Genomic DNA, 20,347 nt, shown 5'->3' with positions numbered 1-20,347 from the left:
AAAATTTGTGAGAAGCGGCTGAGCGAACTCAGCCCTTCTTGGTGACGGCGTCGGCGATGTTGGCCGGTGCCTCTTCGTAGTGGTCGAATTCCATCGAGAACGTCGCGCGACCCTGGCTCATCGAGCGCAGCGAGGTCGCATAGCCGAACATTTCACCGAGCGGAATCATCGCGTTGATGATCTTGCCCGACGGGCTGTCGTCCTGACCCTGCAGCACGCCACGACGACGGCTCACGTCGCCCATCACGTCACCCAGGTAATCCTCCGGGCTGACGATTTCGACCTTCATGATCGGCTCCAGCAACACCGGGCTGGCTTTCGCAAAGCCCTGCTTGAACGCCATCGACGCGGCCAGCTTGAACGCCATTTCCGAGGAGTCGACGTCGTGGTACGAGCCGAACACCAGCTTGACCTTCACGCCCACCACCGGGAAGCCGGCGATCGGACCACTGGTGATCGTCTCGCGCAGGCCCTTTTCGACCGAGGGGATGAATTCCTTCGGGATGATGCCGCCGGTGATGTCGTTGATGAAGAGGAAATCGTCCTTGACGTTGTCGCTCTTGCGATCGTCCTCGGTCATCGGCGACAGCTCGATCACCACGTGACCGTACTGACCCTTACCACCGGACTGCTTGGCGTGCTTGTAGTCGGACTTGACGTCGGACTTGCGGATGGTTTCGCGGTAGGCCACCTGCGGCTTGCCGACGTTGGCCTCGACATTGAACTCGCGACGCATACGGTCGACGATGATGTCCAGGTGCAACTCGCCCATGCCCGAGATGATGGTCTGGCCGGATTCCTCGTCGGTCTTGACGCGGAACGAGGGATCTTCCTGCGCCAGACGGCCCAGGGCCATGCCCATCTTTTCCTGGTCCGACTTGGTCTTGGGCTCCACCGCCATCGAGATCACCGGCTCCGGGAACACCATGCGCTCCAGGGTGATGACCTTGTCCTGCGCACACAGCGTGTCGCCGGTGGTGACGTCCTTCAGACCCACGGCAGCGGCGATGTCACCAGCGCGCACTTCCTTGATCTCTTCGCGATTGTTGGAGTGCATCTGCAGGATGCGGCCCACGCGCTCTTTCTTCGACTTGACCGGGTTGTAGACCTGGTCGCCGGAGTTCAACGTGCCCGAGTAGACACGGAAGAACGTCAGCGAGCCCACGAACGGGTCGGTCATGATCTTGAACGCCAACGCCGAGAACGGCGCGGTATCGGTGGCCGGACGGGTGTCTTCCTTCTCGTCCTCATCGATACCCTGGACCGGCGGACGGTCGGCCGGCGACGGCAGCAGGTGCACGACGCCGTCGAGCATGGCCTGCACGCCCTTGTTCTTGAACGCCGAGCCACAGAACACCGGCACGATCTCGACCTTCAGGGTGCGCTCGCGCAGACCCACCAGGATCTCTTCCTCGCTCAGGTCGCCCTCGTTGAGGTACTTGTCCATCAGGTCTTCGCTGGCTTCTGCAGCCGCCTCGACCATGAACGAACGCGCCTCGGTCGCGATCTCGACCAGATCGGCCGGGATGTCACGGTATTCGAAGGTGGTGCCCTGCGATGCGGTATCCCAATGGATCGCCTTCATCTTGAGCAGGTCGACCACGCCCTCGAAGCCGTCTTCGGCGCCGATCGGCACCTGCATCGGCACGGCGTAGGCACCCAGACGGGCCTTCAGCTGCTCGACGACCTTGTCGAAGTTGGCACCGGTACGGTCCATCTTGTTGACGAAGGCCATGCGCGGCACCGAGTACTTGTTGGCCTGGCGCCACACGGTCTCGGACTGCGGCTGCACGCCACCGACGGCGCACAGCACGAACACCGCACCGTCGAGCACGCGCAAGGAGCGCTCCACTTCGATGGTGAAGTCAACGTGCCCGGGGGTGTCGATGATGTTGAAGCGGTGCTGCGGCATGGACTTGTCCATGCCCGACCAGAACGCGGTGGTCGCAGCGGAGGTGATGGTGATACCACGCTCCTGCTCCTGCTCCATCCAGTCCATCACTGCAGCGCCGTCATGGACTTCGCCGATCTTGTGACTGACACCGGTGTAGAACAGGATGCGCTCGGAAGTGGTTGTCTTGCCGGCATCGATGTGGGCCATGATGCCGAAGTTGCGGTAACGCTCGATAGGGGTGGTGCGGGCCACGGGGAGCCTCTCAATTTCTTGGATTTCGGATGGCCGAACGCCGCCTTTCGGCGGCCTTCGGATTGGATGCGACGCGTAACGCGTCGCAAACAGCACTCAGATGGTGCTGAAGGGCCCCGTTACCAAGGCCCACGAGGTCACCAGCGGTAATGTGCGAACGCCTTGTTCGCCTCCGCCATACGGTGCGTCTCTTCGCGCTTCTTGATCGCGCCGCCGCGGCTTTCCGAGGCGTCCAACAGTTCTGCAGCCAGCTTGCGCGGCATGGTGTTCTCGCCACGCTTGCGCGCGGAGTCGATCAACCAGCGCATTGCCAGCGCCATGCGACGGGAGGAGCGCACTTCGACGGGCACCTGATAGGTAGCACCACCGACGCGACGCGATTTAACTTCGACAGCCGGGGCCACGTTGTCCAGTGCTTTCTGCACCAGCTCGACGGCATTCGGATTCTTTTCGCCAATGACGTCCATCGCGCCATAGACAATTTTCTCAGCAACCGACTTCTTGCCACTTTGCATCACCATATTGATGAAGCGGGCAATGGTTTCGCTGCCATGCTTTGGATCAGGCAGGACGGTGCGCTGCGGAGTAGAACCTTTACGGGACATTGGAGTGTTTCCTTAGCTCTTCGGGCGCTTGGCGCCGTACTTGGAACGACCTTGACGGCGCTTTGCGACGCCGGCGGCGTCCAGCGAACCACGGACGGTGTGATAACGCACACCGGGAAGATCCTTGACGCGGCCACCACGAATCAGGACCACGGAGTGCTCCTGCAGGTTGTGGCCTTCACCACCGATGTAGCTGATGACCTCTTCCTGGTTCGTCAGGCGCACTTTGGCAACCTTACGCAGGGCCGAGTTCGGCTTCTTCGGGGTAGTGGTATAGACGCGTGTGCAGACGCCACGGCGCTGCGGACACTTGTCCAGTGCCGGGGAGGCACTCTTGTAGGTGGTCGCTTGCCGAGGCTTGCGGACCAGCTGATTGATCGTCGTCATCAGTTGATTCTTCTGATTGAGAGGCCGAGACGGCCTTGCACGAAAACAAAGGCAGGCCGAAAAACGGCCCGCCGAGACAGGGAAGTATAGCTGGCAGGACGAAACTCCGTCAACTTCACGGAATTCTAACCCTGCTGGCCCATCCAAGGCCGGAAAACGGAGGGCCTCCTGCCCTCCTTTTCGCTTGGCTTACGGCGGTCTTGCGACCGCCGTCGGAGCGCTTACTCCTCCTCCGCGCCAGCGTCGGCCACGGCTGCGACCGGTTCGGCCACCGCCGGCTTGCCGGACAGCGTTTCCATTTCCGAGTCGGTCAGACCCGACGACTTGCGACGTCCGGCGTGATACGCCAGGCCGGTACCGGCCGGGATCAGACGACCCACGATCACGTTTTCCTTCAGACCGCGCAGGTTGTCGCGGGTGCCGCGCACGGCAGCCTCGGTCAACACGCGGGTGGTCTCCTGGAACGAGGCCGCCGAGATGAACGACTCGGTGGCCAGCGAGGCCTTGGTGATACCCAGCAGCACCGGATCGTACTTGGCCGGCAGCTCGTTGCGCTTGACCAGGCGGGCATTTTCCTCGATGACGCGCTGGCGCTCGACCTGCTCGCCGTTGAGGAACTTGCTGGTGCCCTGGTCGACGATCTCGACCTTGCGCAGCATCTGGCGCGTGATCACCTCGATGTGCTTGTCGTTGATCTTCACGCCCTGCAGGCGGTACACGTCCTGGATTTCCTTGACCAGGTACGCAGCCAGCGGCTCGACACCCAGCAGACGCAGGATGTCCTGCGGGCTCGGCTCGCCGTCCACCACGGTCTCGCCCTTGGTCACATGCTCGCCTTCGAACACGATGATCTGGCGGTACTTCGGGATCAGCTCTTCGTGTTCCGACCCATCGGTGTCCTTGATGATCAGGCGCTGCTTGCCCTTGGTGTCCTTACCGAAGCTGATGATGCCCGAGCGCTCGGCCAGGATCGCAGGATCCTTCGGCTTGCGTGCTTCGAACAGGTCGGCAACGCGCGGCAGACCACCGGTGATGTCGCGGGTCTTGGACGCTTCCTGCGGGATCTTGGCAACCACGTCGCCCACGCCGACGGCGGCGCCGTCCTGCAGGTTGACAATGGAGCGCGGCGGCAACAGGTACTGGGCCGGCAGATCCGTATTCGGGATCGTCAGGTCGTTGCCCTTGCCATCGACGATGCGCACGATCGGGCGCAGTTCCTTGGCATGTGCACCGCGACGCTTCGGGTCGGTGATTTCGCGCGAGGCCAGACCGGTCAATTCGTCGGTCTTCTCGATGACGGTGACGCCGTCGACGAAGTCGATGAAGCGGATGAAGCCGGCCACTTCCGACACGATCGGGTGGTTATGCGGATCCCAGTTCGCCACGCTCTGTCCGGCCTTGACCGCATCACCGTCCTTGGCGGTGATGGTGGCGCCGTACGGCAGCTTGTAACGCTCGCGCTCGCGGCCGTGGCCGTCGAGCACGGACAGTTCGCCCGAACGCGAGACAGCGACCAACGCGCCGCTGGCGTGCGCCACCGACTTGAGGTTGTTGAACTTCACCGAACCGGTGGTCTTGACGGTGATGTTGTCCACTGCCGCCGCACGCGATGCCGCACCACCGATGTGGAACGTACGCATGGTCAGCTGGGTACCCGGCTCGCCGATCGACTGGGCGGCGATGACGCCGACCGCTTCACCGATGTTGACCTGGTGACCGCGTGCAAGATCGCGACCGTAGCAACGTGCGCACACGCCGAACGAGGACTCGCAGCTGATGGTCGAACGCACCTTCACCGACTGCACGCTGGCGTCTTCCAGCTTGGCAACCCAGGCTTCGTCCAGCAGCGTGTTGCGGGTGACGATCGGCTCTTCGTCGTTGCCCGGCAGGTAGACGTCCTCGGCCACCACACGGCCCAGCACGCGCTCCCTCAACGGCTCCACCACGTCGCCGCCTTCCACGATCGGGGTCATGATCAACCCTTCGGTGGTACCGCAATCGACTTCGGTGATCACCACGTCCTGCGCCACGTCGACCAGACGACGGGTCAGGTAACCCGAGTTCGCGGTCTTGAGCGCGGTATCGGCCAGACCCTTACGGGCACCGTGGGTGGAGTTGAAGTACTCCTGCACGTTCAGGCCTTCGCGGAAGTTCGCCTTGATCGGCGTCTCGATGATCGAGCCATCCGGACGCGCCATCAGGCCGCGCATGCCGGCCAGCTGACGGATCTGCGCCTGGCTACCACGCGCACCGGAGTCGGCCATGATGTACAGCGAGTTCATCGACTTCTGGTCGATGGTCTCGCCCTTGGCGTTTTCGACCTTCTCGGTACCAATGGTGTCCATCATCGCCTTGGCGATGCGCTCGCTGGTACGCGACCAGATGTCCACGACCTTGTTGTAGCGCTCGCCGGCGGTGACCAGACCGGACTGGTACTGCTCCTGGATTTCCAGCACTTCGGCTTCGGCCTCGGTGAGGATGCCCTTCTTCTCGTCCGGGATCAGCATGTCGTCGATACCGATCGACACACCTGCGCGGGTTGCGTAGGCATAGCCGGTGTACATCAGCTTGTCGGCGAACACGACGGTGTCCTTCAAGCCCAGCAGACGATAGCTGGAGTTGATCAGACGCGAGATGTTCTTCTTGGTCATCTCGGTGTTGGCCAGCTGGAACGGCAGGCCTTCGGGCAGGATTTCGCTCAGCAGCGCCCGACCGACCGTGGTGTCCACGATCGAGGTGCCGCTGCTGCGCTTGCCGTCAGCTTCCACGTCCACCTGGGTAATGCGGACCTTGACCTTGGCGTGCAGCTCCACCACGCGGTTGTCGTAGGCGCGCTTCACTTCGCTGGTGTTGGCGAACACCATGCCCTCGCCCTTCTTGTTCTCCAGGGCGCGGCTCATGTAGTACAGGCCCAACACCACGTCCTGCGACGGCACGATGATCGGCTCGCCGTTGGCCGGCGACAGGATGTTGTTGGTGGACATCATCAGCGCACGCGCTTCCAGCTGGGCTTCCAGCGAGAGCGGCACGTGGACGGCCATCTGGTCACCGTCGAAGTCGGCGTTGAATGCAGTACACACCAGCGGATGCAGCTGGATGGCCTTGCCTTCGATCAACACCGGTTCGAACGCCTGGATGCCCAGACGGTGCAGGGTCGGCGCACGGTTCAGCAGCACCGGATGCTCGCGGATCACCTCTTCCAGGATGTCCCAGACTTCGGCTTCTTCGCGCTCGACCAGCTTCTTGGCCGCCTTGATGGTGGTGGCCAGGCCGCGACGCTGCAGCTTGGCGAACACGAACGGCTTGAACAGCTCCAGCGCCATCTTCTTTGGCAGGCCGCACTGGTGCAGTTTGAGGTACGGACCGACGGTGATGACCGAACGGCCGGAGTAGTCCACGCGCTTGCCGAGCAGGTTCTGACGGAACCGGCCCTGCTTGCCCTTGATCATGTCGGCCAGCGACTTCAGCGGACGCTTGTTGGTGCCGGTGATGGCACGGCCGCGACGGCCGTTGTCCAGCAGCGCATCGACCGATTCCTGCAGCATGCGCTTCTCGTTGCGCACGATGATGTCCGGCGCATTGAGCTCGAGCAGACGACGCAGACGGTTGTTGCGGTTGATCACGCGGCGGTACAGATCGTTCAGATCCGAGGTCGCGAAGCGGCCACCATCCAGCGGCACCAGCGGACGCAGATCCGGCGGCAGCACCGGCAGCACGGTCATGACCATCCACTCCGGACGGTTGCCCGATTCCAGGAAGGCTTCGATCAGCTTGATGCGCTTGGTGAGGCGCTTGAGCTTGGTTTCCGAACCGGTGCTGGCGATTTCCTCGCGCAGGCGGGTCATTTCCGACTGCAGGTCGATCGTGCGCAGCAGCTCGTACACGGCCTCGGCGCCCATGGCGGCGTCGAAGTCGTCGTTGTACTCCTGGCGTGCGGTCAGGTACTGCTCTTCGGTCAGCAGCTGGCGGCGCTCGAGCGGGGTCAGGCCCGGCTCGGTGACCACGTAGGCTTCGAAGTACAGCACGCGCTCGATGTCACGCAGGGTCATGTCCAGCATCAGGCCGATGCGCGAGGGCAGCGACTTGAGGAACCAGATGTGCGCGACCGGCGAGGCCAGGTCGATGTGACCCATGCGCTCGCGACGCACCTTGGCCAGGGTGACTTCGGTGCCGCACTTTTCGCAGACCACACCGCGGTGCTTCATGCGCTTGTACTTACCGCACAGGCACTCGTAGTCCTTGATCGGTCCGAAGATGGCGGCGCAGAACAGGCCGTCACGCTCGGGCTTGAAGGTACGGTAGTTGATGGTTTCGGGCTTCTTCACTTCGCCGTAGGACCACGAACGGATCAGGTCCGGCGATGCCAGCGCGATCTTGATCGCGTCGAAATCCAGCGTCTGGCGCTGTTGATTGAAGAGGTTGAGCAGGTCTTTCATTTGATATCTCCGGGTCGGAGGAATTTCGTAGCTGAGATGAAACCGAGGGCCTTACGTTCCGGATCCCGGCGCCGCATCGCGGCGCCAGGATCCAGCTCGATCACTCTTCCAGTTCCATGTTGATCGCCAGCGAGCGGATTTCCTTCACCAACACGTTGAAGGATTCCGGCATGCCCGCGACCATCTCGTGCTCACCATCGACGATGTTCTTGTACATCTGGTTGCGGCCCTGCACGTCGTCGGACTTCACCGTCAGCATTTCCTGCAGGGTGTAGGCCGCGCCGTAGGCTTCCAGCGCCCAGACTTCCATCTCACCGAAGCGCTGACCACCGAACTGCGCCTTGCCGCCCAGCGGCTGCTGGGTGACGAGCGAGTACGGACCGGTCGAGCGTGCATGCATCTTGTCGTCGACCAGGTGGTTCAACTTCAGGTAGTGCATGTAGCCGACCGTGGTCTTGCGATCGAACGCTTCACCGGTACGACCGTCGTACAACTGGGTCTGACCGCTCTGCGGCAGTTCGGCCAGTTCCAGCATGCGCTTGATCTCCGCTTCGCTGGCACCGTCGAACACCGGGGTGGCCATCGGCACGCCATCGACCAGGTTCTTGCCCAGGTTGAGCAATTCCTCATCGCTGAACTGCGACAGATCCACGCGCTGTGCATTGATCGCGCTGTCGTGGTTGTAGATGTCGTCCAGGAACTTGCGCAGCTCGCTGACCGCCGCCTGGGCTTCCAGCATGCGCTGGATCTTGCGACCCAGGCCCTTGGCGGCCCAGCCCAGATGCACTTCCAGAATCTGGCCGATGTTCATACGCGACGGCACGCCGAGCGGGTTCAGCACGATGTCGACCGGCTCGCCGGTGGCCATGTACGGCATGTCCTCGACCGGCACGACGTTGGAGACCACACCCTTGTTGCCGTGGCGGCCTGCCATCTTGTCGCCCGGCTGGATGCGGCGCTTCACTGCCAGGAACACCTTGACCATCTTCAGCACGCCCGGTGCGAGGTCGTCGCCCTGGGTGATCTTGCCGCGCTTGTCGGCGAAGCGTGCCTCGAATTCCTTTTCGTGCGCCTGGATCTGCTTCTGCGCACGCTCGATGGCATCGGCAGCGTCTTCGTCCTTCATGCGCAGCTGGAACCAGTCGGACTTCTTCAGCCCGTCCAGATACGCGTCGGTGACGTTGTCGCCCTTCTTCAGGTTCGGACCACCGTTAGCGACCTTGCCCACGATCTGCGAGCGCAGACGTGCGTAGATGGCCGCTTCCAGGATGCGGAACTGGTCGTCGAAGTCCTTCTTGACGCGCTTGATTTCGGACTCTTCGATCTGACGCGCACGCTTGTCCTTCTCGATGCCGTCGCGGGTGAAGACCTGCACGTCGATGACGGTGCCGTCCATGCCCGGGGGCACGCGCAGCGAGCTGTCCTTCACGTCGGACGCCTTCTCACCGAAGATCGCACGCAGCAGCTTTTCTTCCGGCGTCAGCTGGCTCTCGCCCTTCGGCGTGACCTTGCCGACCATGATGTCGCCAGCGCGCACTTCCGCACCGATGTACACCACGCCGCTCTCGTCCAGACGGTTCAGGGCCTGCTCGGACACGTTCGGGATGTCGGCGGAAATTTCCTCCGGCCCCAGCTTGGTGTCGCGCGCAACGCAGGTCAGTTCTTCGATGTGGATCGTGGTGTAACGATCTTCTTCCACCACGCGCTCGGAGAGCAGGATGGAGTCTTCGAAGTTGTAGCCGTTCCACGGCATGAACGCGATCAGCATGTTCTGACCCAGCGCCAGCTCACCGATGTCGGTGGACGGGCCGTCGGCCAGCACGTCGCCGCGTGCGATCACGTCACCCACGTTCACCAGCGGACGCTGGTTGATGCAGGTGTTCTGGTTGGAGCGGGTGTACTTGATCAGGTTGTAGATATCCACGCCGGCATCGGTGCCGCCGCCGATTTCTGCCTCGTTGACCTTGACCACGATGCGGGCCGCGTCGATCTGCTCGATCACGCCACCACGCAAGGCATTGACGGTCACACCCGAGTCGCGCGCAACCGCACGCTCGATACCGGTACCGACCAACGGCTTCTGCGAACGCAGCGTCGGCACGGCCTGGCGCTGCATGTTGGCGCCCATCAGTGCGCGGTTGGCGTCGTCGTGCTCCAGGAACGGCACCAGCGCCGCGGCGACCGACACGGTCTGCATCGGCGAGACGTCCATGAAGTGCACTTCGGCCGGCGGCTTGAGCAGCGACTCGCCCTGGAACCGGCACGGCACGAACTGCTCGGTGAGCATGTTCTTGGCGTCGGTCAGCGCGTTCGCCTGGGCGATCACGTACTCGTTTTCCTCGATCGCCGACAGGTACTCGACGTCGTCGGAGACCTTGCCGTCCAGCACCTTGCGGTACGGCGTCTCGAGGAAGCCGTACTGGTTGGTGCGGGCGAACACGGCCAGCGAGTTGATCAGGCCGATGTTCGGGCCTTCCGGGGTTTCGATGGTGCAGACGCGGCCGTAATGGGTCGGATGCACGTCGCGCACTTCGAAGCCGGCGCGCTCGCGGGTCAGGCCGCCCGGGCCCAGCGCGGAGACGCGACGCTTGTGCGTGACTTCCGACAGCGGGTTGTTCTGATCCATGAACTGCGACAGCTGCGAGGAACCGAAGAATTCCTTGATCGCGGCAGCCACCGGCTTGGCGTTGATCAGTTCCTGCGGGGTCAGGCCCTCGGACTCGGCCATCGACAGGCGCTCCTTGACCGCGCGCTCGACGCGGACCAGGCCCACGCGGAACACGTTCTCGGCCATTTCGCCGACCGAACGCACGCGACGGTTGCCCAGGTGATCGATGTCATCGACCACGCCGCGACCGTTGCGGATCTCGGTAAGCACCTTGATCACTTCCAGGATGTCGGAGGTGTCGGTGTGCTCGGCGACCAGACGCTTGGATTCTTCGTCGTTGCGCTCGGCAAAGTACTTCTTGTCGTACAGCACCGACTCGCCCAGCACGTCCTTGCGGCCGACGCGACGGTTGAACTTCATGCGGCCGACCGTGGACAGGTCGTAGCGCTCGAAGGTGAAGAACAGGTTGTGGAACAGGTTCTGTGCGGCTTCCTTGGTCGGCGGCTCGCCCGGACGCATCATGCGATAGATCTCGACCAGCGCTTCGAGCTGGGTCTTGGTCGGATCGATCCGCAGGGTGTTGGACAGGTACGGACCGCGGTCCAGATCGTTCACCCACAGGGTGCCGACCGCATCGACGCCGGCCTTGCGGAACGCTGCCAGCTGGTCTTCGGTGATCTCGTCGTTGGCATTGGCCAGCAGTTCGCCGGTGGAGCCATCGACCACGTCATGCGACAGGATGCGGGTGAGCAGATAGTCGTCCGGCACGGCCAGCGCGGCGACGCCGGCGGCTTCGAGCTGCTTGACGTGACGGGCGGTGATGCGCTTACCCGCTTCCACGATGACCTTGTCGCCATCGGCCAGGTCGAAGTTCAGCGTTTCGCCACGCAGACGCTCCGGCACCAGCTCGAGCTGCACGCCTTCGTCCGGATTGATGTGGAACGTATTGATCTCGAAGAACTCGGCCAGCATCTCTTCGTTGCTGTAGCCGAGCGCGCGCAGCAGGATCGACACCGGCAGCTTGCGGCGACGGTCGATACGGGTGAACAGCGCGTCCTTCGGGTCGAACTCGAAGTCCAGCCAGGAACCGCGGTACGGAATGATGCGGGCGCTGTACAGCAGCTTGCCCGAGCTGTGGGTCTTGCCACGGTCGTGGTCGAAGAACACACCCGGCGAGCGGTGCAGCTGCGAGACGATGACGCGCTCGGTGCCGTTGACGATGAAGGTACCGTTGTCGGTCATCAGCGGGATTTCGCCCAGATAGACCTCCTGCTCCTTCACGTACTTGATGGCCTTGGTCGACGACTCGCGGTCGTAGATCACCAGGCGCACGGTCACGCGCAGCGGCGCGCCATAGCTCATGCCACGCTGACGGCATTCACGCTCGTCAAACACCGGCTGACCCAACTTATAGCCCACGTATTCCAGCGCGGCATTGCCGCTGTAGCTGGAAATCGGGAACACCGACTTCAATGCCGCGTGCAGACCGAGGTCCTTACGCTTGTTCGGCTCCACGTCTTCCTGCAGGAATTCGCGGTAGGAATCGACCTGGATGGCAAGCAGGAACGGCACTTCGAGAATCGAGCGCTGCTTGCCGAAGTCCTTGCGGATACGCTTTTTTTCGGTGAACGAATAAGACGTCATGAGTCTTCACCCTAGGCTGCGGGGGCCGCGTCGCGGCGGCCCTGAAATAACAAAATTGTCAGTTGGAAGTCGCTGGTATTGCCGGCACCAGCACGCCTTCTCCCGCTACTTCCAACTACCAACTCGGTGAAGCGGGGATTGGGAATCGCATGATTGGGGATGCGCGAAGATTGCCTTCGAATCCCGAATTCCGCCTCTCAAATCCCGGCTTTCCATCAACGGCCAAAGGCCGGGAGCTTTACGCTCCCAGCCTTCAGTGCATCACCGTGAAACGCTGGCGATGCAAGGGACTGCTTACTTGATTTCGACAGTCGCGCCAGCTTCGGTCAGTTCCTTCTTGATCTTCTCGGCTTCGTCCTTCGACGCGCCTTCCTTCAGCATGCCACCGGCTTCGGTCAGATCCTTGGCTTCCTTCAGACCCAGGCCGGTCACGGCGCGGACGGCCTTGATGACGCCGACCTTGTTGGCGCCGCAGTTGGTCAGCACCACGTTGAACTCGGTCTGCTCTTCGACCACGGCAGCCGGGCCAGCTGCAGCAGCAGCGACCGGAGCGGCGGCGGAGACGCCGAACTTTTCTTCGATGGCCTTGACCAGCTCCATCACTTCCATCAGGGACTTCTCGGCGATGGCGTCGACGATCTGTTCGTTGGTAAGGGACATTGTGATTACCTTTAAATGATTTTCTGGATTGGGGTTCTAGCGAACGCTAGGACATCAAGCTTCGGCAGTCTCGGCGACCGGCGCGGCGGCTTCGTCGCCACCACCCTGCTTGTCGCCCACGGCCTTGACGGCACGGGCAAACATGGCAGCCGGTTCGGACAGCACGCGGGCCAGCATGGCCAGGGCCTGATCGCGGGTCGGCAGCGAAGCCAACACGTCGACGTGGCCAGCCGGGAACAGTTCCCCGCCGATGGACACGACCTTGGCCTGCAACTTGTCGTTGCCCTTGGCGAATTCCTTGATCAGGCGACCGGCAGCGCCGGGCTCCTCCATCGAAAACGCATACAGCAAAGGACCGACCAGCTTGTCAGCGACGACAGCGAAATCAGTACCTTCAACGGCGCGCGCAGCCAGGGTGTTCTTGACAACTTTCAAGAACACGCCGGTTTCGCGGGCCTGCTTGCGCATCGCGGTCATCTGGGAGACCGTGATGCCAGCGTATTCGGCGGCGATCAAGGAGTGAGCCTTGGCGGCGATGTCTGCCAGCTCGGCGACTACTTCTTGCTTCTGAGACAGATTGAGAGCCATTGCACTCCTCCGTTAAAGCCGGGATTCGGGATTAGCGATTCGGGATTCGCCAGAGCTGATGAAGCCGCTTCTGTCAATCCCCAATGCCGAATCTCCAATCCCAGCTTCAAACTACTCCGCTCGCGGCTCCTGCCGGTTGCGGTCCAGGGCAGCCTCCTTCCTGGAAGCCGGGAACATCGACCGATGTTCCTTTGGTGGCCGTTCTAGACCTGGAGTGGGCTCGATCCGGGATGTCCCAGACGCGCGTAAACCAGAAAGCTCCAGAAGGGCGACACCATCTACGCCGGCCGGCTCTTGCGAACCTGATTAAGCGATCCCGCTGCATCGACGGCGACTCCTTGCCAAAGCGAGCATCCATGCCCGTCGTCGATCTGCGCTGACCGCGCCTGCGGTCTTTGACGGCTACCGCCGGACATGCCGGCGATCGCCTTCAAAATGTCCGTTACCCCAAAGGAGGGAACGGACTCCCAGCACACGGTAACCCGGGCCGGAAAAACGATGCTGTACTACACAGACGGGTCAGGCCCATGACAGGCCCGACCCCTCAACTCACTTCAGCGCGAGGCTGGACTGGTCGACCGTCACGCCAGGGCCCATCGTCGAGCTGACCGACACCTTCTGCAGGTAGGTCCCCTTCGAGGTGGCCGGCTTGGCCTTGATCAGGTCCAGCAACAACGCCTGCAGGTTCGACTTCAGCGCTTCGTCATCGAAGCTGGCCTTGCCGATGGTGCAGTGGATGATGCCGGCCTTGTCGGTGCGGTAACGCACCTGACCCGACTTGGCATTCTTGACCGCTTCGCCCGGGTTGGCCGACACGGTGCCGACCTTCGGGTTGGGCATCAGGCCGCGCGGGCCCAGCAGGGTGCCGAGCTTACCGACGACGCGCATCGCGTCCGGGGTGGCGATGACCACGTCGTAGCTCAGATCGCCGGCCTGCATCTTCTCGGCCAGGTCGTCCATGCCCACCGCCTCAGCACCAGCGGCCAGGGCTTCGTCAGCCTTGGCACCGGCCGGTGCGAACACCGCAACGCGCACGCTCTTGCCGGTACCGGCCGGCAGCACGGTGGAACCGCGCACCTGCTGGTCGGACTTCTTGGCGTCCACGCCCAGGCGCACGGCAACGTCGATCGACTCGACGAACTTGGCCTTGGTCACGGTCTTCAGGATCTTGATTGCGTCTTCGAAGGCATAGGTCTTGCCCGGAACGACAGCGGCCGCAATGGCCTTAACGCGCTTGCTCTGTGCCATGTCTTAGCCCTCCACCGTCAAACCCATGCTGCGGGCAGAACCCGCAATCGTGCGCACTGCCGCTTCCAGCTCTGCTGCCGTCAGATCGGCTTCCTTGACCTTGGCGATCTCTTCCAGCTGCTTGCGCGTCACCTTGCCCACCTTGTCGGTGTTGGGGCGCTTGGAGCCGGAGCTCACGCCTGCAGCCTTCTTGAGCAGCACGCTGGCCGGGGTGCTCTTGGTGATGAAGGTGAAGGTACGGTCGGAGTACGCGGTGATGACCACCGGCGTCGGCAGACCCGGCTCCAGCTTGGACGTCGCTGCGTTGAACGCCTTGCAGAATTCCATGATGTTCAGACCGCGCTGACCCAGGGCAGGGCCGACCGGCGGCGCAGGATTGGCCTGACCGGCCTTGACCTGCAACTTGATGTAAGCAGTTATCTTCTTTGCCATTTCGATACTCTCCGGGTGCTAGCGCCTTGACTGCAGGCTCCCCATCGGACCGGGAAATCACGTGTCCCGGCTTCACGTTTCTGACCACACGCAGATGGCTGCCATGCGGCAGCCATTGGTTCCCGGCGGTTCGCCAGGTCAGCGAGCCGCGCACTATAGCAGCATTCAAGTCGGGCGCCTAGACGGCGCCCGGCCGGCGTCAGCCCTTCTCGACCTGACCGAACTCGAGCTCGACCGGCGTGGAGCGACCGAAGATGAGCACGGCAACCCGCAGCCTGCTCTTCTCGTAATTGACCTCTTCCACAACGCCATTGAAGTCGTTGAACGGACCGTCGGTGACGCGCACCATCTGACCCGGCTCGAACAGCACCTTCGGACGCGGCTTCTCGACGCCGTCCTGCACACGCTGCAGGATCGCATCGGCCTCTTCGTCGCGAATCGGCAGCGGACGGTCGGCAGTGCCGCCAATGAACCCCATCACCTTGGAAGTTTCCTTCACCAAGTGCCAGCTTTCATTGTCGATGCGCGGGATACCGGCCTCTTCGTGGGTCTCGATCTGCACCAGCACGTAGCCGGGGAAGAACTTGCGCTCGGACCGACGCTTCTGGCCGGCACGCATTTCGATGACCTCTTCGGTCGGCACCAAGACGTCGCCAAAACGGTCTTCCATCTCGGCACGGGCGATACGGTCACGCAATGCCTGCGCAACGGATTTTTCGAAGCCTGAATAGGCGTGAACGACATACCAACGCTTCACTGCTTGATTCTCCTCAACGAGCCAGGAACCACTGCGTGAGCTTCTGGATGACAAAGTCGAAGCCGCCCAACAGCAAACTCAGAATGATCACAACGACAACCACTACCCAGGTGGTGCGGATGGCTTCCTGACGCGTCGGCCAGACCACCTTGCGCAACTCGAACCTGGATTCGGACATGAATTCACGGGTTTCCCGGCCCTTGCCGGTTCCCAAAAACACGAATGCGCCGGCCACCAGCCCCACGATCACTGCCAGCGCACGCAACTGCGGCGTCCAGGCACCAAACTGGGTGGCGCGCTCGGGCGCAGAAAACCAGAACCACACAAACAACCCCGCGATCACCAGGAGCGCGGAGATGACGTATTTCACGATATCAGCGCTGGCAGCAGACGCGCTTTTGGAAGGCTCGATTTTGCTATTCATCCGGCTCTAGTTACCGATCTGACCCGAATCGCTGGGCCGGAAAGAGGAGTGGCACGCCAGGAGGGACTCGAACCCCCAACCTGCGGTTTTGGAGACCGCTGCTCTGCCAATTGAGCTACTGGCGTATGTACTCGTTTACCGCAAACCCTAAGACAACGAAGGCGGACCGCGGTTCAGCCGGCCCGCCATTCGTTTGGCACCAGCCGCCGCGAGGCGACTGGATGCAGGCACTTACTTGATGATCTTGGCAACCACGCCGGCGCCGACGGTGCGACCGCCTTCACGGATGGCGAAGCGCAGACCTTCGTCCATCGCGACCGGGTTGATCAGGGTCACGACCATCTTCACGTTGTCGCCCGGCATCACCATCTCCACGCCTTCCGGCAGCTGGCAGGCGCCAGTGATGTCGGTGGTGCGGAAGTAGAACTGCGGACGGTAGCCCTTGAAGAACGGGGTATGACGACCACCCTCATCCTTGGACAGCACGTAGACTTCGGCTTCGAACTCGGTGTGTGGCTTGATCGAACCCGGCTTGCACAGCACCTGGCCACGCTCGACGTCGTCACGCTTGGTGCCGCGCAGCAGCAGACCGGCGTTGTCGCCTGCCTGGCCCTGGTCCAGCAGCTTGCGGAACATTTCCACGCCGGTGACGGTGGTCTTCTGGGTGTCGCGGATGCCGACGATTTCGATTTCGTCGCCGACCTTGATGATGCCGCGCTCGATACGACCGGTCACCACGGTGCCGCGGCCGGAGATCGAGAACACGTCTTCGACCGGCATCAGGAACGGACGGTCGACGTCGCGGGTCGGCTCCGGAATGAACGAATCCAGCGCCTCGACCAGCTTCAGGATCGCCGGCACGCCGATGTCGCTCTGATCGCCGTCCAGCGCCAGACGTGCCGAACCGTGGATGATCGGGGTGTCATCGCCCGGGAAGTCGTACTTGCTGAGCAGCTCGCGCACTTCCATCTCGACCAGCTCGAGCAGCTCGGCGTCGTCGACCATGTCGGCCTTGTTCAGGAACACCACGATGTGCGGCACGCCGACCTGACGCGAGAGCAGGATGTGCTCGCGGGTCTGCGGCATCGGGCCGTCAGCAGCCGAACACACCAGGATCGCGCCGTCCATCTGCGCCGCACCGGTGATCATGTTCTTGACGTAGTCGGCGTGGCCGGGGCAATCGACGTGCGCGTAGTGACGGGTCGGGGACTCGTATTCGACGTGGGCGGTCGAAATCGTGATGCCGCGCGCCTTCTCTTCCGGCGCCGCGTCGATCGCGTCGTACGCCTTGAACTCGCCACCGAAACGCTCAGCACCGATCTTGGTCAGCGCGGCTGTCAACGTGGTCTTGCCATGGTCAACGTGACCGATGGTGCCGACGTTCACGTGCGGCTTGGTGCGCTCAAATTTAGCTTTTGCCATGGGTGCGTGTCTCGGTAATCGTTTGGAGTTGAAGACGATTGAGTAGTGGTGCTCACGAAAGGAATCGAACCTTCGACCTCCTCCTTACCAAGGAGGTGCTCTACCGACTGAGCTACGTGAGCGAGTTTTGTATTATGCCATGCATTTGCGTTCAATGGAGCGGGAGACGGGAATCGAACCCGCACCATCAGCTTGGAAGGCTGAGGTTCTACCGTTGAACTACTCCCGCGCCGGGAACTGCATGCCACAACATGAAACTGGTGGAGGGAGGTGGATTCGAACCACCGAAGGCGTAAGCCAGCAGATTTACAGTCTGCCCCCGTTGACCGCTTGGGTATCCCTCCAGCTTTTACTACCGGACCGGTGCGCGATGAGGCGAATTCGGTTCGGGGTGAAGCAGCCCGTTATTTTGTTGTGGGATGCATGCGGTGTCAACAAAAATTTTGAGCAGATCGTCAGTGCCGAAGACGCGCGACCACCGGGGTCGCGCGCAACCGGTCAGACGTTGAAGCGGAAGTGCAGCACATCGCCTTCCTGCACGCGGTATTCCTTGCCTTCCAGACGCAGGCGCCCCGCATCGCGCGCACCGGCTTCGCCGCGGTGCTTGATGAAGTCGTCGAAGCCGATCGTCTCGGCGCGGATGAAGCCCTTTTCGAAATCGGTATGGATCACCGCTGCTGCCTGCGGCGCGGTCGAGCCAGCCCTGACCGTCCACGCACGCACTTCCTTGACGCCGGCGGTGAAGTAGGTCTGCAGGCCAAGCAGCTTGTAGGCGGCACGGATGACGCGATTCAGACCCGGCTCGTCCAGACCCAGGTCGGCCAGGAAGGTGTCGCGGTCCTCGTCGTCGAGCTGCGACAGCTCTTCCTCGATCGCTGCCGAGACCGGCACCACTTCCGCACCTTCGGCCAACGCATGCCGACGCACCGCGTCCAGGTGCGGATTGTTCTCGAAACCGTCCTCTAGCACGTTGGCGATGTACATCACCGGCTTGAGCGTCAACAGGAACAGATCGCGCACCAGCGCCTTTTCATCGTCATCCAGGCCGGCTGCACGCCCCGCCTTGCCATCGGACAGCGCGGCCTGCAACTTGGCCAGCACCGGCTTGCGCGCCGCAGCATCCTTGTCGCCACCCTTGGCGCTGCGCTCGGCACGGTTGAGCGCCTTTTCCACGCTGTCCAGATCGGCCAATGCCAGTTCGGTATCGATGGTTTCGATATCGCTGATCGGGTCGACCTTGTTGTTCACATGGATGACGTCGTCGTTTTCAAAGCAGCGCACCACGTGGGTGATCGCATCGACTTCGCGGATATGCGCCAGGAACTTGTTACCCAGCCCTTCGCCGCTTGCCGCACCCGCCACCAGGCCGGCGATATCGACGAACTCGACCGCGGTTGGAATCAGTTTCTGCGGCTTGACGATCTCAGCAAGTTGATTGAGGCGCGGGTCCGGCACCGGCACGATGCCGACGTTCGGCTCGATGGTGCAGAACGGAAAATTGGCCGCAGCGATGCCCGCCTTGGTCAGCGCATTGAACAGGGTCGACTTGCCGACGTTGGGCAGGCCGACGATGCCGCATTTGATACCCATGGGTCACATCCGGGATTTGGGATTCGGGATTGGAGATTCGCCATGCCGCACGGCTGCAAATCCCCAATCCCCAATCACGCATCCCTGCTGGTATGCAGGCGCTTCATCGCCTCGTTGAAATTACCTTGCAGTGCCAGCGGCAGGATATCGATGGCCGCGTCCACCGCAGCGCCGATTGCCGCGTCGTCGTCGCGCCCTGCCCGTCCCAGCACCCAAGGCACCACGCGGTCCTTGTGGCCGGGATGGCCGATGCCGATCCGCAAGCGATGGAATTTACCGTGCCCCAGCAGGCGAATGGTGTCGCGCAGGCCATTCTGGCCGCCGTGACCGCCATCGAACTTGAGCCGCGCGATGCCCGGCGCAAGATCCAGTTCGTCGTGTGCAACGAGCAATTGCTCCGGCTCGATCTTCCAGAACCGCAACGCGGCGGCGATCGATTTGCCGCTGAGATTCATGAAGGTGGCCGGCTTGAGCAGCCAGACCGATTGCCCGGCGATCTCGACCTTGGCGGTCTCGCCGAACAACTTGGCGTCCAGCCCCCAGCGCACGCCATGGCGTTCGACGAGGGCATCGACGAAACGAAACCCGGCGTTGTGCCGGGTTTGCGCGTGTTCCGGACCGGGATTCCCGAGTCCGACAATCAGGCGGAGTGCAGACATGCCAGTGACCGCAGCCGATCCCGCGCAGTGCGAGGAATCGGCCGACGGCTTACTTGGTCTCGGCGCCTTCGCTGCCTTCTTCACCGGCAGCGTCTTCTTCCTCGATCCGCACGTGCTTGGCAGCAACCACCGCCACGTCGTGCTCCTTGCCCAGCTTCAGCTCCGGAATTTCCACACCGGCCGGCAGCTTGATCTCGGACAAGTGGATCACATTGCCCACTTCCAGGGCACCGAGGTCCACTTCGATGAACTCCGGCAGATCCTTCGGCAGGCAGACCACCTGAACTTCGTTGAGTTCATGGGTCACGACCACTTCGCTGGACTTACCGGCCGGCGAGGCCGCTTCGTTGATGAAGTGCAGCGGCACGGCGGCGCTGAGCTTCTCGTTGGCGCTGACGCGCTGGAAGTCGATGTGGATGATCAGCTGCTTGAACGGATGGCGCTGCATGTCACGCAGCAGCACCTGCTGCACGTCGCCATTGAGGTTCAGGTCGAGGATCGACGAGTAGAACCACTCGTTCTGCTGGGCAAGCCAGATCTGCTCGTGGTTGAGCTGGATGCTGACCGGCTCGAGTTCGCCACCGTAAACGATGGCCGGAATGACGCCAGCGTGACGTAGGCGGCGGCTCGCACCCTTCCCCTCGTTCGCGCGGCGCTCGACCTTGATTTCGTGAGTCTTTGCCATGTTGTTTCACTACCTAGATTGGAATACCGCCTCGCGGCGATGAAGCGTCTCACCCG

15 protein-coding genes and 4 tRNA genes are annotated in these 20,347 nt (G+C 62.4%); all 19 read right to left on the bottom strand.

Annotated features, from left to right (window positions below):
• Nucleotides 1–28 precede the first annotated feature (28 nt).
• Nucleotides 29–2,146, bottom strand: a complete 2,118-nt coding sequence (gene fusA, locus AC1PLS_RS04935; RefSeq protein WP_024938568.1) for an elongation factor G — start codon at nucleotides 2,144–2,146, stop codon at nucleotides 29–31.
• Nucleotides 2,147–2,283: 137 nt separating this feature from the next.
• Nucleotides 2,284–2,751: a 30S ribosomal protein S7 gene (rpsG, locus tag AC1PLS_RS04930; protein ID WP_005993356.1), complete on the bottom strand. Its 468-nt coding sequence runs from the start codon at nucleotides 2,749–2,751 to the stop codon at nucleotides 2,284–2,286.
• 12 nt (nucleotides 2,752–2,763) lie between these two features.
• Complete coding sequence (gene rpsL / locus AC1PLS_RS04925) at nucleotides 2,764–3,138, bottom strand: 30S ribosomal protein S12 (protein WP_002811712.1); 375 nt, start codon at nucleotides 3,136–3,138, stop codon at nucleotides 2,764–2,766.
• A 221-nt stretch (nucleotides 3,139–3,359) separates the two neighbouring features.
• Nucleotides 3,360–7,574: a DNA-directed RNA polymerase subunit beta' gene (rpoC, locus tag AC1PLS_RS04920; RefSeq protein ID WP_184431988.1), complete on the bottom strand. Its 4,215-nt coding sequence runs from the start codon at nucleotides 7,572–7,574 to the stop codon at nucleotides 3,360–3,362.
• Nucleotides 7,575–7,674: 100 nt separating this feature from the next.
• Complete coding sequence (gene rpoB / locus AC1PLS_RS04915; RefSeq protein ID WP_024938570.1) at nucleotides 7,675–11,826, bottom strand: DNA-directed RNA polymerase subunit beta; 4,152 nt, start codon at nucleotides 11,824–11,826, stop codon at nucleotides 7,675–7,677.
• Nucleotides 11,827–12,120: 294 nt separating this feature from the next.
• The gene (rplL, locus tag AC1PLS_RS04910; protein WP_008574194.1) at nucleotides 12,121–12,486 is read right to left on the bottom strand and encodes a 50S ribosomal protein L7/L12; all 366 of its coding nucleotides are present in this window, start codon (nucleotides 12,484–12,486) and stop codon (nucleotides 12,121–12,123) included.
• A gap of 54 nt (nucleotides 12,487–12,540) precedes the next feature.
• Nucleotides 12,541–13,074 carry a 50S ribosomal protein L10 gene (gene rplJ, locus AC1PLS_RS04905; RefSeq protein ID WP_016900680.1) on the bottom strand — a complete coding sequence of 178 codons (534 nt, stop codon included), beginning with the start codon at nucleotides 13,072–13,074 and terminating at the stop codon, nucleotides 12,541–12,543.
• A 549-nt stretch (nucleotides 13,075–13,623) separates the two neighbouring features.
• Nucleotides 13,624–14,322 carry a 50S ribosomal protein L1 gene (rplA, locus tag AC1PLS_RS04900; protein ID WP_016900681.1) on the bottom strand — a complete coding sequence of 233 codons (699 nt, stop codon included), beginning with the start codon at nucleotides 14,320–14,322 and terminating at the stop codon, nucleotides 13,624–13,626.
• A gap of 3 nt (nucleotides 14,323–14,325) precedes the next feature.
• Nucleotides 14,326–14,754: a 50S ribosomal protein L11 gene (rplK, locus tag AC1PLS_RS04895; protein WP_046345810.1), complete on the bottom strand. Its 429-nt coding sequence runs from the start codon at nucleotides 14,752–14,754 to the stop codon at nucleotides 14,326–14,328.
• Between the two features lie 199 nt (nucleotides 14,755–14,953).
• Nucleotides 14,954–15,511 carry a transcription termination/antitermination protein NusG gene (nusG, locus tag AC1PLS_RS04890; protein WP_047128216.1) on the bottom strand — a complete coding sequence of 186 codons (558 nt, stop codon included), beginning with the start codon at nucleotides 15,509–15,511 and terminating at the stop codon, nucleotides 14,954–14,956.
• 13 nt (nucleotides 15,512–15,524) lie between these two features.
• Nucleotides 15,525–15,935, bottom strand: a complete 411-nt coding sequence (secE, locus tag AC1PLS_RS04885; protein WP_481104253.1) for a preprotein translocase subunit SecE — start codon at nucleotides 15,933–15,935, stop codon at nucleotides 15,525–15,527.
• 49 nt (nucleotides 15,936–15,984) lie between these two features.
• A tRNA-Trp gene (locus AC1PLS_RS04880) sits at nucleotides 15,985–16,060 on the bottom strand.
• A 106-nt stretch (nucleotides 16,061–16,166) separates the two neighbouring features.
• Complete coding sequence (gene tuf, locus AC1PLS_RS04875; protein WP_003486726.1) at nucleotides 16,167–17,357, bottom strand: elongation factor Tu; 1,191 nt, start codon at nucleotides 17,355–17,357, stop codon at nucleotides 16,167–16,169.
• A 46-nt stretch (nucleotides 17,358–17,403) separates the two neighbouring features.
• Nucleotides 17,404–17,479, bottom strand: a tRNA-Thr gene (locus tag AC1PLS_RS04870).
• A gap of 33 nt (nucleotides 17,480–17,512) precedes the next feature.
• A tRNA-Gly gene (locus tag AC1PLS_RS04865) sits at nucleotides 17,513–17,586 on the bottom strand.
• 29 nt (nucleotides 17,587–17,615) lie between these two features.
• A tRNA-Tyr gene (locus AC1PLS_RS04860) sits at nucleotides 17,616–17,701 on the bottom strand.
• A gap of 154 nt (nucleotides 17,702–17,855) precedes the next feature.
• Nucleotides 17,856–18,947, bottom strand: a complete 1,092-nt coding sequence (gene ychF / locus AC1PLS_RS04855; RefSeq protein ID WP_054591844.1) for a redox-regulated ATPase YchF — start codon at nucleotides 18,945–18,947, stop codon at nucleotides 17,856–17,858.
• Nucleotides 18,948–19,021: 74 nt separating this feature from the next.
• Complete coding sequence (gene pth, locus AC1PLS_RS04850; RefSeq protein WP_029219212.1) at nucleotides 19,022–19,606, bottom strand: aminoacyl-tRNA hydrolase; 585 nt, start codon at nucleotides 19,604–19,606, stop codon at nucleotides 19,022–19,024.
• 49 nt (nucleotides 19,607–19,655) lie between these two features.
• The gene (locus AC1PLS_RS04845) at nucleotides 19,656–20,291 is read right to left on the bottom strand and encodes a 50S ribosomal protein L25/general stress protein Ctc (protein WP_016900688.1); all 636 of its coding nucleotides are present in this window, start codon (nucleotides 20,289–20,291) and stop codon (nucleotides 19,656–19,658) included.
• Nucleotides 20,292–20,347 lie beyond the last annotated feature (56 nt).

This window comes from Xanthomonas sp. NCPPB 3218 (assembly GCF_056725185.1).
The sequence above is the reverse complement of the archived record's forward strand: the minus strand, read 5'-3'. Positions and strand labels throughout refer to the sequence as shown.

Coding starts and splice junctions, on each gene's coding strand:
- rpsG (WP_005993356.1), bottom strand. CDS start 2,751: ATGTCCCGTAAAGGTTCTACTCCGCAGCGCACCGTCCTGCCTGATCCA.
- rpsL (WP_002811712.1), bottom strand. CDS start 3,138: ATGACGACGATCAATCAGCTGGTCCGCAAGCCTCGGCAAGCGACCACC.
- rpoC (WP_184431988.1), bottom strand. CDS start 7,574: ATGAAAGACCTGCTCAACCTCTTCAATCAACAGCGCCAGACGCTGGAT.
- rpoB (WP_024938570.1), bottom strand. CDS start 11,826: ATGACGTCTTATTCGTTCACCGAAAAAAAGCGTATCCGCAAGGACTTC.
- rplL (WP_008574194.1), bottom strand. CDS start 12,486: ATGTCCCTTACCAACGAACAGATCGTCGACGCCATCGCCGAGAAGTCC.
- rplJ (WP_016900680.1), bottom strand. CDS start 13,074: ATGGCTCTCAATCTGTCTCAGAAGCAAGAAGTAGTCGCCGAGCTGGCA.
- rplA (WP_016900681.1), bottom strand. CDS start 14,322: ATGGCACAGAGCAAGCGCGTTAAGGCCATTGCGGCCGCTGTCGTTCCG.
- rplK (WP_046345810.1), bottom strand. CDS start 14,754: ATGGCAAAGAAGATAACTGCTTACATCAAGTTGCAGGTCAAGGCCGGT.
- secE (WP_481104253.1), bottom strand. CDS start 15,935: ATGAATAGCAAAATCGAGCCTTCCAAAAGCGCGTCTGCTGCCAGCGCT.
- tuf (WP_003486726.1), bottom strand. CDS start 17,357: ATGGCAAAAGCTAAATTTGAGCGCACCAAGCCGCACGTGAACGTCGGC.
- ychF (WP_054591844.1), bottom strand. CDS start 18,947: ATGGGTATCAAATGCGGCATCGTCGGCCTGCCCAACGTCGGCAAGTCG.
- pth (WP_029219212.1), bottom strand. CDS start 19,606: ATGTCTGCACTCCGCCTGATTGTCGGACTCGGGAATCCCGGTCCGGAA.
- AC1PLS_RS04845 (WP_016900688.1), bottom strand. CDS start 20,291: ATGGCAAAGACTCACGAAATCAAGGTCGAGCGCCGCGCGAACGAGGGG.